Raw genomic sequence first — 15,260 nt, forward strand, 5'->3', positions numbered from 1 at the left:
AGGAGGAACTTCTGGGTCAGGTTCACGGGGTTTTGGGTCCGGAGTTGGGTGAAAAGCATTTTTGGCCGCGGAAACCGCGGAAGGCGCGGAAAAATAGAAAACAAAACGAAGAATATTTATTTTTAAGTCTTTTCTTCCGCGCTTTCCGCGGTTTCCGCGGCAAATCCGTATTTTCTTTAAAGCCTGGCTAGAAACGATACCGCCAGCTGGCGCCTACGGAGAACTGATCTTTTTCGCCGCCGATGAGCTCTATTTCTTTGTCGGTGGCTCTGGCATTCAGGTCGAGCCAGCCGTTGAGGAACTGGGTGCCGTAGCTGAGGGTTGCCTGGACGATTTTCTGGTCGTCTGTGGGGACGCTGTAGAAGATGTCGTCATCGGTTACGACGGTTCTTGTTGTGCCGTCCCGGTTGAGGTTGGCGTAGGTCAGGGAGGCGCCGAGGTTGCTGCCGTTGCTGAAAAAGTTGAATCCGCCCAGGGTTACGGCTTCTGCGTCGCCGTCGATGCTGGCGGCCATGGTACGGCCCTGGTGGCGGTAACCACTGCGGTAGATGCTGTGTTCGAAGGTGATGTTGGGTATGGCGTCGCTGATCAGGTCATCGGCTGTGGTGTTGGCGTATTCCACGAACCATTGCTGGTCTGAGTCGAAAAGCTGGGTGGTGGCGTCTGCCCCGAATAGCCAGGATTTGCGGGAGGGGAAGGCTCCGGCTTCGTCTTCGCCCATCATCTGGGTGTAAAGACCCATGCTCTGTTCAACGAGTGCAAAGCCGTAGCGAATATCAATGCTGCCCAGCTGGTTGCCCGGGTCCTTATCCTGCCCGGCCTGGCCATTATCCCGGCCGATCAGTGCGTTCCAGAGGGTTGATGCATCTTCGGGGCGCCCTTCCCCGCCCAGCATGATGGCGCGGGTGAAACCGATATCCAGGCCGTCTATTGGACGGATGGTCAGGCGCATGCTCAGCAGCTTGGCGTCGGAAACCGCCCGCTCTTCTTCCAGCTGGCCGGCAAAAACCGTGAACTGCCAGGGGCCGAGCCATGAAAGCCAGGGGGTTTCCGGCTCGTACGAGTTCTTGCGATTGAGCCAGACAGCAGGAATGGGCCGGGCGTTGTTGGAGAGGATAAGGCTGGACTGCCAGCCCGGGCCCCACCAGCGGTCGATGGCGCCGGCACCGAGAACCCAGTTGTAAGCCGTGCTGGCCAGGTAGGTGTTGTCGAGACGTAGATTTTCATCGTCTTCAGGATCCCGTGCCAAAGTCGGGCTCAAACCGAGCGCCCAGAACTCGCCCTGCCACTGGAGGTCCAGGGTGGCCGTGCCTTTTTCCCGGGGCGTATCCGCGAAGCCGCGAATGAATGCAGGGTCAGAGGTTGCAGCTATGTCCAGCTCGGCCCGGAAGCCCTGGGGTGCCTGGGCTTCTTCCTCGAATCGCAGGTAGGCCAGAGCGTTTGCCACGGAGGGGGCATCAGCGGCTGTGCGGCCGGTGTCGATGCCATCTGCCAGGCTGCCCCACATCATGGGCCAGGTGGTTACCGTGCGGTCGAGATGGCCGCGGTCCGCCAGTTTCTGAACGGCGTGACGGGCCCGGGGATCGCCGGGTTCAAGCCAGGGCGCGGCGGCAAGAAAAGTAGCCTGGGAAAAAAGCATCAGGCACGCTACCGCCCCACCGACCCGGGTCCAGTGTTTTGAGGACATCTACTGCTTTTCCTTCATCAGATGGAATAGCCCACACCCGCCCGTAAAGATCCAGTCAGGATAAAGCGGAGGGGGGCCGGATTCCGTGCATGCTGAGACCAGGAGTTATGACGTTTGTTCCGCGGGCCAGGTTCCATATCCGATTCGGGCCACAAGGCGTGCAAAACGCGAGGACGAAGTTTACGGCATGGCGGACGACAATTAAATGTAGAGTTTCTATCCCGCGTGGTTAAAAAACATAAGTTAACGCACGCTAAACAAAAGGACGGGCCGGTCTCTGTATCAGAACGGTTATCAGAACGGCCATATCTGCGGAATAAGCAGAAGGGAGGTTATGCCAACAATCAGGCTCAGGGGCGCCCCTACTCTGATGTAGTCGGAGAACTGGTAACGGCCCGGGCCGTACACCATGAGGTTGGTCTGGTAGCCCAGGGGGGTGATGAAGCTGGCGGAGGCCGCAAACATGACCCCTATGGCAAAGGGCAGGAAGCTGACCTCCAGTTGCTCGGCAATGGCCTGGGCGATGGGGAACATGAGCACGGCGGCGGCGTTGTTGGTGATCACCTCGGTGAAGGCCACCGTGAGCAGGTAGACCATGGCCAGGGCCGCCCAGGGCGTGAGGGGCCCGAACGCCATGAGCTGGCTGACGATGGTCTGGGCGGCGCCGGTTTCGGTGAGGGCGTTGCCCAGGGCAAAAGAGGCGGCTATGACCACCAGTACCGGCAGGTCCAGGCTGCGTCGGGCGCGGCTGGCGGTGATGCAGCCGGTCCCGATCATGGCGCCTGCAGCCAGAAAGGCTGCCTCCATGATGCTCAGCAGGCCGGAGGCACTCAGCAGCACCAGGCCCAGCAGTATGCCCAGAGCCATGGGCGCCTTGCGGAAATCCGGGGGTGTTGAGTCGTTCAGGGCGCTTACCAGCAGAAAGTCGCGGCGGAAGCGGTACTGCTCGGCGAACTGCTGGCTTGCCTCCAGCAGCAGGGTGTCTCCCATGCGGAAGGTGATGTCACCGAGTTTACCGGGTACCCGCCTGCCACCGCGGGAGACGGACAGGATGACCGCATTGAAGCCTGTGCGGAACCTGGAATCCCGGATGGTTTTGCCCAGTGCCGGGAACTCCGGCCCCAGCACCACTTCCACGAGGCAGCGCTGATGGTTTGCGATGTCGAGCTTGTGGGCGCTGCCGCTGGCGGGTTTGAGGCCCTGGATGCGGCGGAGCTCGCTGGCGCATTCGGGAGCACCCACAAAATAGAGCTTGTCCCCGGCCTGCAGGGTTCTGTCTGGCTCGACGGCGGTGATCAGCCGGCCCTGGCGGTCAATTTCCGTCAGGTAACCGTAGGTGAGCTGTCGCAGGCCGGCCTCGGCGATGGTCTTGCCGGTCAGGGGGCCTGCGCCGTCCACTTCCAGCTCAACGCCGTATTCCCGCACCTGATCCAGCTCCTCGCTGACGCCGCCCCTGTCCGGCAGCAGGCGATGGGCGAAGAACACGAGATAAAGCCCGCCGACCGCAAGAACCGGCAGGCCCAGCCAGGCTACTTCAAACAGGTTCAGGTGGATGTCCGTGCGGGTCTGCAGCATGCCGTCCACCACCAGATTGGTGCTGGTGCCGATGAGGGTGCAGGTGCCGCCAAGAATGGCGGCGTAACTGAGGGGAAGCAGCAGCCTGGAGGCGGAGATGTTGAGCCTGCGGGCCCAGTCCTGGATGGCCGGGATGAACATGGCCACCACGGCGGTGTTGTTCATGAAGGCGCTGAGCAGGCTGGTGGGCACCAGCATGCGGTACTGGGCGCCGGTTACGCCCTTGGGATGGCCCAGCAGGCGCCGGGCGATCCACTGGACGGCGCCGGTTTCCTTGAGGCCCGCCGCCACCACGTAAAGGGTGGCTATGGTGATTACCCCGGGGTTGGCAAAGCCCACGAGGGCAGAGGCCGGCCCCAGTATGCCGGTAATGACCAGAAAGACCAGGGCGGCCATGAGGACCAGATCCGCCGCCACGCGCGTCAGTATCAGCGACGTCAGCACCGCCCCGAGGGTCATCAGGGTAAGAACGGCTTCCCATGTCATGGGTTCAGCTTCCCGGCCGGCCCTGGGGGGCGTCTGTCCTGTTGAGGATCATGTTCCGGCTCAGCAGGTACCCGATGAGGGTTTCAACGCAGTCGTCGATGCTGAGGGTGGAGGTATCCAGGGATACTTCCGGGCGGGCCGGCGTCTCATAGGGGGAGTCGATACCCGTGAAGTCCTTGATCTTGCCTTCCCTCGCCTTCTGGTAAAGGCCCTTTGGGTCCCGTTCCTCGCAGGTTGCCAATGGGGTGTTCATGAAGACTTCAATGAATTCGCCTGACGGAAACAGGTTGCGCACCATGCGGCGGTCAGCGGCAAAGGGCGAAATAAAGGCGCTGAGAACGATCAGACCGGCATCGGTGAAGAGTTTGCTGGTCTCGCCAATGCGGCGGATGTTCTCGACCCTGTCTGCATCGGAAAACCCCAGATCCCTGTTCAGGCCGTGGCGGACGTTGTCCCCATCCAGCAGGAAGGTATGATAACCCCGCTGATGCAGCGCCACATCCAGGGCATTGGCAACGGTGGATTTGCCGGAGCCGCTCAGGCCGGTAAACCAGAGCAGACAGGGCCGCTGGCTCTTGGTGTGGGCCCGCTCAGCCCGGGTGATCTTGTGGTCGTGCCAGACGATGTCGGTGGACAAAATGGAAGTTCCTTTTCGGAGATGGGGGCAGCCTGTCAGGCAAGGGTCAGCTAGTCAGGGGTCAGATCACGCCTGATCTGACCCCGCTTTGGCCCGGATTTGACCGCGAGCAGGCCTGCCCTGAACAAAGGGAGCAATATACCCTTTTGGGGCGGGGGCGGAAAGTGTGCCGAGCGAGGGCGGGAGTGAGGGGTCAGATCAAGCGTGATCTGACCCCCGGTTGGGTCGCCGGGTTGTGGCCCCGGGGATTGGCGGGGCCGGTGGCGCTGGCTGTGGCGGCAGGCTCAGGTCGGGAGCGGGGTCAGATCAGGCGTGATCTGACCCCCAGTTGGGCCCGGGTGCGGGGAGAGGGAGTTCGGGGTCAGATCAGGCTTGATCTGACCCCGGCGGGCGGGCCAGGGCGGTGGTGGTGGTGGTGTAGCTTGGAGTGAGGGGGCCAGATCAGGCTTCTAGGTGCACGAACAAGGGAGGTTTGAGTGCCAACAGTTTTCAGAGAAGGACCATATCGCTTCTACTGGTTCAGCCATGAACCAGGAGAGCCGCCCCACGTGCACGTGGATCGTGATGACTGTTCTGCCAAGTTCTGGATTCAGCCAGTGGGCCTCGCCCGGAATATCGGTTTTCCGGCCTATGAGTTACGCAAAATCAGAGCTATTGTAGAATCTAACCAAACCGCGTTTTTGGAGGCCTGGAATGGGTACTTTGGCACTTAATGCAGATGAACGGGTGGAGTCGGTTGAGTTTACTGATGAATTCCTGGCTGTCGGCCTCAAGGACGGTCGCCGGATTTCAGTTCCTGTTGAATGGTATCCGCGTCTCGCCCGGGCCTCCAGGGAGCAGCTCGGCAATTGGCAATTATGCGGCGGCGGGTACGGAATCCACTGGCCTGATCTGGACGAAGACCTCAGCACTGAAGGGTTACTTCGTGGCGCTCCAGCACCTGATCGGGTAGCCGGCGGTATTTAGCCCCCAGCCCCACAACACTCTGCGTGCGGCTCCGCACAGGCGGTTCACTTCAAATCAGAGGCAGCCCATGACCAACCGGGACGTTGGCTGGCATCAGGATTTTCAGAATTATCGTAAAGCCTCCGGGCAGCTTGACGAGGCCGTCCTCTTAATGACGGAGAGAGAACTCTCCAGACTTGAGAAACAGGGGGTGATCCATGCTTTTGAATATACCTGGGAATTAGCCTGGAATACCCTGAGCGATTACCTGAAGTGGCAGGGCGTCGCTCAGCTAACCGGCTCCCGGGATACGATCCGGGAGGCCTTCTCTGCTGGCCTGATCGGAGATGGCCAGCAGTGGATGAATATGTTGCAGGACCGCAACCGGACGTCGCACACCTATAATGAAGAAACTGCAGAGGCCATCCTGAACAATATCAAAGGGCATTACCACGGCCTGTTTGTCGATCTGAAAAAGGTGATGACTGAGCAGGCAGAGCGCCATGAGCTTGGATAGCACCCGCACGATTGCGCACTCGCCCGGCCGCCTTGCCGATCAATCCGGTTTGCCGGAGAAAGCCATCGTGGCGCTTCAGGACGTTTTCAGAAGTCACCCCAGGGTCCGGGAAGTCACTCTTTACGGATCACGTGCAATGGGTACTTTTCGCAACGGCTCGGATATTGATCTGACCATCCATGGCAGAGAAATTGACTGGCAGGAACTACTGGACATCGAACAGGAAATTGACGACCTCCTGCTACCCTGGAAAACAGACCTCTCGCTGTACGATCAGATTGATAATGAGAGTTTGCGGGAGCATATCCAGCGAGTGGGTGTGTGTTTTTGGGAGCGGGAGCAAAGTGAGGGGTCAGATCAGGCTTGATCTGACCCCTACCTTTGGCGACGGATGGCGGAGAGGGGTACTTTTACGGCCTGCTGCTTCTGCATGAAGCTGATCAGCACGATGGCTCTTTCTTCGCCTTCGTAGGCCTGGAAGATGGCGTTGATGCCTTTGAAGGGGCCTTCCTCCAGCTCTACGGCCTGGCCGGGCTTTATGCCGCCCTGCTCTGCGACTCTGTCGAGGCTGTTTTTGATGTGCTGGATGATGTCATCCGGAATGGGAGCCGGTTTGTTGGCGAAGCTGACGATTCTTATCACTCCCCGGGTGGAACGGAGCTTGGCCCACATGGGGTCGGTCTGCTCCAGATTCACAAAGAGGTAGCCGGGAAACAGGGGTTCAAGCTTTTTTACCCGCTTGCCCCCCTGGACCTTCTCCACCGTGACTTTCGGGTAGAAGCAGGCGATATCCTGATTCTGGAGGTTTTCCAGAGCCCGGTTGCCCTGGGCGGGTTTTAGCTGAAGGGCGTACCAGGTCATGCCAGCGTTACCTCAGGGCGCAGATCTTCACCAGTGCCAGAAAGGGCGCTGAGCGCGATGACGCATTTGGCTGAACAGGGCATAGACGTCTCCAGGGATCCAGATTCTGCACTGGCACAGCGCCGCGCTGAACCTATGAAAGCTGAACATATTAAAGAGGGAAGGCCTGCAAGTTTACTGGCCGCGGGAGACTCGCACAACGATACGGCCCCAACCTGCTCCCCATCAGTTATTCTGACAGTTCGCATCGAAATCTTCCGATTTCATGCCGCCTGCGCCCGGCTTTAACATACCGGCACTGAATATCGCTCAAACACAGTCCTTCAGGAGGTCTGATCATGGCAAAGGTTCTGGTTCTGTATTATTCGATGTACGGCCACATGGAAATCATGGCGGAGGCAGTCGCCGAGGGAGCAAAAAGCATTTCTGGCGCTGAAGTGGTGATCAAGCGGGTACCGGAAACCATGGACCCGGAGGCCTTCAGAAAGGCCGGCGGCAAAACCGATCAGGCGGCCGAGGTGGCCAGGCCGGAAGAGCTGGCGGATTACGATGCCCTTATCCTCGGGACTCCGACCCGTTTCGGCAACATGTCCGGCCAGGTGCGGACCTTTTTCGACCAGACCGGTGGCCTCTGGGTCAAGGGCAAGCTGTTCGGCAAGCTCGCCAGCGTATTTGCTTCCACGGGCACCGGCGGCGGCCAGGAGCAGACTATAACCTCTACCTGGACCACCCTGTCCCACCACGGCATGGTGCTGGTGCCCATTGGCTACGGCACTCCCGAGCTGTTTGATATATCGAAGGTAAGCGGCGGCACGCCCTACGGCGCGACGACCATGGCCGGAGGTGACGGTTCACGCCAGCCGGACGAGCGGGAACTGGCCATTGCCCGGTTCCAGGGGAAACACGTGGCGGAACTGGCGGTGAAGCTGTTCGGCTAGGAGATCCTTGCTGCAGAGAGTCCTTGCCGGGCGCACGGACTCTCTGCAGGTCTGGCCCTTTTCAGTACCACTTGCCGGAAGCTACAAAGTTCGGGTTGTAGACATCTTCCTTGCCGTAAAGCAGCGGCTTGCCGTCCAGAGTCTCCACCTTGCCGCCGGCTGCGCTCAGAACCGCATGGGCGGCACCCGTGTCCCATTCGCAGGTTGGGCCCAGGCGCGGGTAGATATCCGCCTTGCCTTCCGCAATACGGCAGAATTTCAGGGAACTGCCGGCCTGCACCAGTTTGTGATCCCCCAGCTTTTCAATGAAGGCGCGGGTTTCTTCGTTGAGATGGCTCTTGCTGGCCACCACCCGCTTTGCGGAGGGCGGCACCACTACACTGATGCGCCGCTCCCGGCCGTCGCTTTCCCGCTTGAAAGCGCCCTCGCCTTTCACCCCCCAGAACACCTCCCCCAGAGCCGGCGCAGTGACCACGCCCAGAACCGGAATGCCATTCTCGATCAGGGCGATATTCACCGTGAACTCGTCGGATCTGTTGGTGAACTCCCTGGTGCCATCAATCGGATCAACCAGCCAGAATCTGTGCCAGTGGCGACGCTGATTCCAGGGGGCGTTGGCGGATTCTTCGGACAGAATGGGGATATCGGGCGTCAGGCGCTGCAGGCGCTCGTCGATTACATCGTGGGAGGCAGTATCCGCGGCGGTCAGCGGGGATTTGTCTTCTTTGAACTCCACCTTGAAGTCCGTACGGTAGATTTCCAGCACCTTCTGGCTTGCGGCTTCGGCGATTTTTAGGACATCGGGGAGTAGGGAGGCGTAGTTCATGGTTGTCCTTGTGGGTTCGGATCAGAAAGGGGCCATTCTATACCATTGGGTGCCGTGAGGTGACCAGGGGGAGAGCGCAGGATATGATCAAAACGGGAAGGAAGCTGAAAACCTGGGCGGGCAGTTCCCACGCCGGCCCTGACTGAAGAATCTGCCTCCTTCCGCTCTATGGGGCGCAGGAAAGTGGCCGATGCATGTCCCGCCAACTGGGTGCAGCAGTCGTATCCAGCACACAACTCCAGACGCCAGCACTGGTGCGCTCCAGTCGGATGACAGCTCCTGACACCTGAGGACTGGCATTGCCCCCCAGAGTCACCTGAAGGTGACCCGAACTGTCAGCGTTCATCACGACAATGTCTGCTGCTGCATTGCCCGTAGTTATGCTTGAGGGAACGTAACCCAGGTCTGCATTACTGATAATGGTAACGCCTTTGCCCAGCTGTTCTTCCACTCCGGTTTTATAAAAGGAAAGCTCCCCGTAGGCCCTGTTTACCTGGGAACTGGCGATGTAGCCTTGATAGGAGGGGATCGCTATGGCGGCAAGGATGCCGATGATCGTGACTACGATCATCAGTTCAATGAGTGTGGAGCCGGTGTTTTTTCTCACGCGTGACAGCCCAACTAATTACCGATTTCCCTGATCTACGCAAAGTTCAGGCCAATTAGACATTTGGCTTGATGAACCTCAGTCTGGCTGCTGGCCAACTCCCGCCATATCGAGCAGTGTGAGTAAGTAGCACAGTGGCAGAGAACCAGACTTCCAAGGGTGAGGCGCGTGACCTTCGCACTTATGCCTGCCGCATCTACGTCCACACCTTCTATGCAAGTACAGGGCTTTGACGATATTGGCCGCCTTACCCGGTGTGACCGCCTTATGCGATTCCTGTTCGTCAGGCCAGCGCTTTGCCTGCGGCTTCCTTCAGATTCCATCTCGCGATGGACACCCTTGCCGGGCCCACGGGAGACTTACACCCCACATCCGGCCAGCACTAGCTGTACCGGAACAGCGCCAGTCAAGGCACTACGCGCCATGCCTGGCGCACCAAACAAAAAACCCCGCGCTAAGGCGGGGTTTCTTTTGGTCAGCTAAGCCGTTATTCCGACCCTCACTTTACTGCGGGCAGCCGCTCGGCTCGTAGCTAACCTTCCAGGCGCCGGGAACGCTAGTGATCTGACAGCTCCAGATACCCTCTACTGTCCGGCTATAGGTCACAACGGCATTTGCCACAGACACTGATGCGTTGCCACCAATAGTCGCCGCCATGGTCACGTCGCCATTGCCAGAATCGGTGACAGCGAAAGCGTCCACGAGATCAGAACGAGTAGCGTCATAGCCAACATACTCCGCATCGCCGGGAGTGGCATTTGGAGACTTCCCTCTCATCAACAGATCTTCAGCCTGAGTCTTAACCGAAGAAACCTCGCCCACTACGCGGGAAACCTGTGAACGGGCAATGTAATCCTGATACTGCGGAATCGCGATTGCTGCCAGAATACCGATAATCGCAACAACGATCATCAGTTCGATCAGGGTGAAACCCTTTTGGGCGTGGTTAATACGAATGTCTTTCATGATTTGACCTCGTTGATTGTCGTTTTTGACGCTTTGGCTGGCCCGGGTATCGGTCGAGCTGAACCCGAACCGTTTGAGCCTGAAGATAGCAAAGCAGCCTACGTGCCAACTTTTCGGAATACTGGGAACCCCTGTGAAACCAGATCTCCCGGGCCAACTGTTTTGGTTTCAGCAACAGGAAGTGACTGCACACGCTGACGTCACCGGTCGGCATCTGACAAATTTTGTCACTCCAGCCTAAGCATAGACTGACAACGTCTGCGCAATAAGCCCGACACAGGCGACTTCGGCTTTTAAAACCCGCGGGAGCCATCTAAACTCTGTGAACCTGAATCTGACCTCCCCAGCCACTAGCGGACACCCCCTGATTTCTATGGCAACCAACAACAGCAACGTAACTCTGACCGGACTTGCCCGCAGGTTCGTGGATGACGGCCTTCTGGACGAAGCCACTGCAAAAGATGCCTTCCTTCAGGCATCCAGCAACCGGATTCCCCTTATCACCTATCTCGTCCAGAACAAGCTGGCGGACAGCCGGGGCCTGGCATTCTCTGCTGCCATGGAGTTCGGGGTCTCGGTGCTGGACCTGAGCAGCTTTCTGCCGGAGATGATGCCGGACAAGCTGGTGGACGAAAAACTCATCCGGAAGCACAACGCGCTCCCCCTTTATAAGCGGGGCAACCGTCTTTTCATCGCCGTATCGGACCCGACAAACATTCAGGCCCTGGACGAGATCAAGTTCAATACCGGGCTCAGCACAGACGCCATTCTGGTTGACGACGCAAGGCTCCGGGAGCGCATTGATCAGTACCTGGAGTCCACCGACACCACCATGGGCGATCTGGATGACTCAGACCTTGAGGGGGTGGAGACCGAGGCAGGAGATACTGACGAAGAGTCGGGAACCGTCGCAAATACCGACGTTGATGACGCCCCTATCGTTAAGTATGTAAACAAGATGCTCCTTGACGCCATCCGTGGCGGCGCTTCCGACGTTCACTTTGAGCCCTATGAGAAAACCTACCGGGTCCGGTACCGGACAGACGGTATGCTCAAGGAAATATCCAGGCCCTCCATCAAGCTTGCACCGAAAATTTCCGCGCGGCTGAAAATCATGTCGCAGCTGGACATTTCCGAGCGCCGTGTGCCTCAGGATGGCCGCATCAAGATGAAGTTGTCGAAAACCAAGGCCATCGATTTCCGGGTGAACACCCTGCCTACGCTCTGGGGGGAAAAGATCGTTCTGCGGATACTGGATCCCAGCCAGGCCAAGATGGGCATTGACGCCCTTGGCTATGATGAGGAGCAGAAAAAACTCTATCTGGAGGCGCTGGAGCAGCCCCAGGGAATGATCCTGGTTACAGGGCCCACCGGTTCGGGCAAGACCGTCTCCCTCTATACAGGCCTGAACATCCTCAATACACCGGTGCGCAACATATCCACCGCGGAGGACCCAGCGGAGATCAACCTGGAAGGCATCAACCAGGTTAACGTAAACACTCGGGTTGGCCTTGGCTTTGCGGAAGCCCTGCGGGCATTTCTCCGCCAGGACCCGGACATCATCATGGTGGGTGAGATCCGTGATCTGGAAACCGCCAATATCGCCATCAAGGCCGCCCAGACCGGCCACCTGGTTCTATCCACCCTGCACACCAACAGTGCGGCAGAAACACTCACGCGGATGATGAACATGGGTGTTCCCTCATTCAACATTGCCACGTCGGTGAGCCTGATCATTGCCCAGCGCCTTGGCCGCCGGTTGTGTTCCTGCAAGGAGCCTCTGGAGGTGCCCCGCAACGTGCTTTTGGAGGAGGGCTTCACAGAGGCACAAATTGAAACAGGCTTCACGTTGTACCGCCCCAAGGGCTGTGATAAATGCAATATGGGATATAAGGGTCGCGTCGGGATTTACGAGGTGGTCAAGATAACGGAAGCCCTGGCAAACATGATCATGGAAGAGGCCAGCTCCATAAAGATTGCAAAACAGGCCGAAGCGGAAGGCTTCAAGAATCTCCGGCAGTCCGCCCTGGAAAAGGTCATCCAGGGCGTGACCAGTCTGGAAGAAGCCAACCGCGTGACAGGCTGACATAGGAATAACCATGGCAGAAAAAGCTCAAAAACTCTCAGCGTTTGTCTGGGAAGGAAAAGACCGCAAGGGCAACACAGCCAAGGGCGAGATGAACGGCACCAACCTCGCCCTGGTGAAGGCCCAGCTGCGCAAGCAGGGCATTATTCCGCAGAAGGTAAAAAAGAAAGCAAAGCCCCTTTTTGGCGGGAGCAAAAAGGTAACGCCGTTCGATATTGCGATGTTTACCCGGCAGCTTGCCACCATGATGAAAGCCGGCGTCCCCTTGGTGCAGAGCTTTGACATCGTCATGGACGGCCTTGAAAACAAGGGTCTTCAGGAACTGGTGGCCGCTATCCGCAATGATGTGGCTTCCGGCACAAGCTTTGCGGGGGCCCTCCGCCAGCACCCGAGGCACTTTGACGACCTCTACTGCAACCTGGTTGATTCGGGAGAGAAAGCCGGTGCGCTGGAAGAGATGCTCGACAAGATTGCCCATTATCTTGAAAAAACCGAGCTCCTCAAGAAAAAAGTCAAGAAAGCAATGACCTATCCAATCGCCATCATCGTGGTGGCGCTGATTGTTACCGCGATTCTGCTGATAAAAGTGGTACCGCAATTCGAAAGCCTGTTTCAGGGCTTCGGGGCCGAGTTGCCAATCTTTACGCAGATGGTGGTGCGATTATCCGACTGGATGCAGGCCTGGTGGTTTGTCGTATTGTTGGGCATCGTCGGCACGCTTTATCTTTTCAAGGAGGCCAATAGACGATCGCAAAAATTTTCGGACGTCATGGATCGGGTGGTCCTGAAAGTGCCTGTGGTGGGTGAAATTCTGGATAAATCTGCAGTTGCCAAGTTTGGCCGGGTGCTTGCAACCACCTTTGCAGCCGGCGTGCCCCTGGTGGATGCCCTGGATTCCGTATCCGGCGCCACAGGCAATGCGGTCTACCGGGATGCAATCCAGAAGATAAAAGATGAGGTGTCCAGTGGCACCCAGCTTCAGACAGCAATGAGACACGCGGATGTATTCCCTGCCATGGCTGTCCAGTTAACCGCCATCGGTGAGGAGTCCGGTAATCTCGACGAGATGCTCTCCAAGGTGGCAGACCATTATGAGAATGTGGTTGACGACATGGTGGACAACCTGACGGCACTTATGGAGCCGGTAATCATGGCTGTTCTGGGCGTGCTGGTGGGCGGCCTGATCATTGCCATGTACCTGCCTATCTTCCAGATGGGTCAGGTGGTTGGTTAGAAAACCTGTTTTGCCGCGGAATCCGCGGAAGGGCGCGGAAAAAAGAGTCGGGGGTCAGATCAGGCTTGATCTGACCCCTTGCGGGGCCCCCTGCCTGTCTCGTCAGCTTCGCGGTCTGTGAGCAACAAATCCCCACTACATGGTTAATCGATGTCCAATCTAGCCACTTTGCTTGACATACTGGCAGCCACCCCATGGCTACTTTATCCAGTTGTCGCCCTTTTCTCCCTCTGCATTGGCAGCTTTCTCAATGTGGTGATTCTGCGCCTGCCAAAGATGATGGAGCAGGACTGGCGCTGCCAGTGTGAGGAATTCCTGGAGCTTCCGGAGAAGGACAGGAAGCCGCCCGAGCGGATGACTCTGTCTTTTCCTCGCTCTACCTGTCCTTCCTGTGGCCACCAGATCCGGGCCTGGGAGAATATTCCTGTTATCAGCTGGCTGGTCCTGAGGGGGAAGTGTTCCTCCTGCAAAAGCCCGATTTCTGCCCGTTATCCGATTATCGAGGCGGTGACCGCGATTTTCTCCCTGGTGACCATTTTCATATTCGGCCCGACCCTGGCAGGTCTCTGGGCCCTTGTGCTGGTGTGGGCGCTGATTGCTCTGACGGTGATCGATTTCGACACCCAGCTACTGCCCGACAGCATCACCCTGCCCCTGCTCTGGCTGGGGTTGATCCTTAATTATTTTGGCATACTGGCGGACTTCCAGAGTGCTTTCTGGGGTGCGGTGGCAGGGTATCTGGCTCTGTGGTCTGTGTACTGGCTGTTCAAGCTGGTGACCGGAAAAGAAGGCATGGGGCACGGCGATTTCAAGCTGCTGGCGGCCCTGGGGGCCTGGCTGGGCTGGCAGCTCCTGCCGGCTGTCATACTGCTGTCTTCAGTGGTTGGTGCTGTGGTGGGGGTCAGCCTGATTGTATTCAAACGCCATGGGCGGGAAGTACCAATTCCGTTCGGGCCCTACCTGGCCGCGGCTGGCTTGCTGTGCCTGTGGTTTGGGCCGGAGATCCAGGCGGCCTGGTATGGTTATCTTGGGGTTTGATGGGTTGGCCACGGAATCCACGGAAGAACACGGAAAAAGAAAAGATCAAAATAATTTGGCCACGGACGACACGGACCAGCACGGACAAAGGCACCCAGGGGGGTCACCCGGGGGTCAGATCAGGCTTGATCTGACCCCCTCCTCACGTCCGTGGCTATCATTTCTTTTCTTTTTCCGTGGATTTCGTGGATTTCGTGGCAAAAATGACTGCTTTAACTTACTAGGCGACGTATGACTGAACCGGCTATTGTTGGCCTCACAGGCGGCATCGGAAGCGGCAAGTCCACTGTGGCACGTCTGTTCGGCGAGCTGGGGGTGCACTGGGTGGATGCGGACGATGTGGCCAGGGAGGTGGTTGAGCCTGGCACGCCTGCTCTGGAGAGAATCGCGGAGCATTTTGGGGCATCCATTCTTGATGACGACGGCGCCCTTGACCGGGCAGCCCTGAGATCCATCGTGTTTGAGAACCCTGGCGAGCGTGAATGGCTGGAAAAGCTGCTGCATCCCGTCATCCGGTCGGAGCTCACCCGGCAGCTGAAGCCGGAGGGCTATGCCCTGCCCTATGTGCTGCTGGTGTCGCCTCTGCTGCTGGAAACCGATCAGCAACAGCTGGCGGAGCGGGTGGTTGTGGTGGACGTGCCAGTGGAGGTTCAGATCGAGCGGGCCATGGGACGGGATGCCAATTCGAGGGAGCAGATTGAACGCATCATAGCGGCCCAGATGCCCCGGGAAGAACGCCTGAGCCGGGCTGATGATATCATTGACAACGACAGACCCATCGGCGAGATCAGCCACCAGGTCCAGTCTCTGCACGAGCGGTTCGTCGCGCTCTATTCCTGAACCCAACACCATTTCAG

General features: G+C 58.3%; 16 protein-coding genes. 9 read left to right on the forward strand and 7 right to left on the reverse strand.

Going from position 1 to position 15,260, the window contains the following annotated elements; all coding sequences use genetic code 11:
• Positions 1-187: 187 nt before the first annotated feature.
• From LG327_RS17080 to cysC, 3 genes are all read right to left on the reverse strand, one after another.
• Complete coding sequence (locus LG327_RS17080; RefSeq protein WP_404363762.1) at positions 188-1,687, reverse strand: capsule assembly Wzi family protein; 1,500 nt, start codon at positions 1,685-1,687, stop codon at positions 188-190.
• Between the two features lie 294 nt (positions 1,688-1,981).
• Positions 1,982-3,748 (reverse strand): SLC13 family permease, encoded by a 1,767-nt coding sequence (locus tag LG327_RS17085; RefSeq protein ID WP_404363763.1) that lies wholly within the window; start codon positions 3,746-3,748, stop codon positions 1,982-1,984.
• A gap of 4 nt (positions 3,749-3,752) precedes the next feature.
• Complete coding sequence (cysC, locus tag LG327_RS17090; protein ID WP_404363764.1) at positions 3,753-4,385, reverse strand: adenylyl-sulfate kinase; 633 nt, start codon at positions 4,383-4,385, stop codon at positions 3,753-3,755.
• Between the two features lie 554 nt (positions 4,386-4,939).
• On the opposite strand from cysC, the gene LG327_RS17095 reads away from it, so the two are divergent.
• The 4 genes from LG327_RS17095 (at position 4,940) to LG327_RS17110 (ending at position 6,214) form a co-directional block, all read left to right on the forward strand.
• Entirely contained in the window at positions 4,940-5,098 is a 159-nt protein-coding gene (locus LG327_RS17095) for a DUF4160 domain-containing protein (protein WP_404369520.1), read from the forward strand.
• The gene (locus LG327_RS17100; protein ID WP_404363766.1) at positions 5,079-5,351 is read left to right on the forward strand and encodes a DUF2442 domain-containing protein; all 273 of its coding nucleotides are present in this window, start codon (positions 5,079-5,081) and stop codon (positions 5,349-5,351) included. The genes LG327_RS17095 and LG327_RS17100 overlap by 20 nt, the downstream gene beginning before the upstream one ends.
• Positions 5,352-5,418: 67 nt before the next feature.
• Positions 5,419-5,847, forward strand: a complete 429-nt coding sequence (locus LG327_RS17105; protein WP_404363767.1) for a nucleotidyltransferase substrate binding protein — start codon at positions 5,419-5,421, stop codon at positions 5,845-5,847.
• Complete coding sequence (locus LG327_RS17110) at positions 5,834-6,214, forward strand: nucleotidyltransferase domain-containing protein (RefSeq protein WP_404363768.1); 381 nt, start codon at positions 5,834-5,836, stop codon at positions 6,212-6,214. The genes LG327_RS17105 and LG327_RS17110 overlap by 14 nt, the downstream gene beginning before the upstream one ends.
• A gap of 8 nt (positions 6,215-6,222) precedes the next feature.
• Here the strand turns inward: LG327_RS17110 and rfaH are convergent, their stop codons facing one another.
• A complete protein-coding gene (rfaH, locus tag LG327_RS17115; protein ID WP_404363770.1) occupies positions 6,223-6,708 on the reverse strand; it encodes a transcription/translation regulatory transformer protein RfaH in 486 nt (161 codons plus the stop codon).
• A gap of 338 nt (positions 6,709-7,046) precedes the next feature.
• Here rfaH and wrbA point away from each other — a divergent pair, with 338 nt between their 5' ends.
• Positions 7,047-7,646 carry an NAD(P)H:quinone oxidoreductase gene (wrbA, locus tag LG327_RS17120; RefSeq protein ID WP_404363771.1) on the forward strand — a complete coding sequence of 200 codons (600 nt, stop codon included), beginning with the start codon at positions 7,047-7,049 and terminating at the stop codon, positions 7,644-7,646.
• Positions 7,647-7,707: 61 nt separating this feature from the next.
• Here wrbA and cysQ read toward each other — a convergent pair whose 3' ends face one another.
• The 3 genes from cysQ to LG327_RS17135 all read right to left on the reverse strand — a co-directional run bounded on the left by cysQ (position 7,708) and on the right by LG327_RS17135 (position 10,045).
• A complete protein-coding gene (gene cysQ / locus LG327_RS17125) occupies positions 7,708-8,472 on the reverse strand; it encodes a 3'(2'),5'-bisphosphate nucleotidase CysQ (RefSeq protein WP_404363773.1) in 765 nt (254 codons plus the stop codon).
• 166 nt (positions 8,473-8,638) lie between these two features.
• Entirely contained in the window at positions 8,639-9,079 is a 441-nt protein-coding gene (locus tag LG327_RS17130; protein WP_404363774.1) for a pilin, read from the reverse strand.
• Positions 9,080-9,583: 504 nt separating this feature from the next.
• Positions 9,584-10,045: a pilin gene (locus LG327_RS17135; RefSeq protein WP_404363776.1), complete on the reverse strand. Its 462-nt coding sequence runs from the start codon at positions 10,043-10,045 to the stop codon at positions 9,584-9,586.
• Positions 10,046-10,418: 373 nt separating this feature from the next.
• On the opposite strand from LG327_RS17135, the gene pilB reads away from it, so the two are divergent.
• The 4 genes from pilB to coaE all read left to right on the forward strand — a co-directional run bounded on the left by pilB (position 10,419) and on the right by coaE (position 15,243).
• Positions 10,419-12,131, forward strand: a complete 1,713-nt coding sequence (pilB, locus tag LG327_RS17140; protein ID WP_404363778.1) for a type IV-A pilus assembly ATPase PilB — start codon at positions 10,419-10,421, stop codon at positions 12,129-12,131.
• A gap of 13 nt (positions 12,132-12,144) precedes the next feature.
• Entirely contained in the window at positions 12,145-13,365 is a 1,221-nt protein-coding gene (locus LG327_RS17145; RefSeq protein ID WP_404363779.1) for a type II secretion system F family protein, read from the forward strand.
• 150 nt (positions 13,366-13,515) lie between these two features.
• On the forward strand, positions 13,516-14,403 hold the full coding sequence (locus tag LG327_RS17150; protein ID WP_404363781.1) for a prepilin peptidase: 888 nt from the start codon (positions 13,516-13,518) through the stop codon (positions 14,401-14,403).
• A gap of 231 nt (positions 14,404-14,634) precedes the next feature.
• The gene (coaE, locus tag LG327_RS17155) at positions 14,635-15,243 is read left to right on the forward strand and encodes a dephospho-CoA kinase (protein WP_404363783.1); all 609 of its coding nucleotides are present in this window, start codon (positions 14,635-14,637) and stop codon (positions 15,241-15,243) included.
• The last annotated feature ends 17 nt before the right edge of the window (positions 15,244-15,260 follow it).

This window comes from Marinobacter sp. (assembly GCF_044799475.1).
Classification (GTDB): Bacteria; Pseudomonadota; Gammaproteobacteria; order Pseudomonadales; family Oleiphilaceae; genus Marinobacter.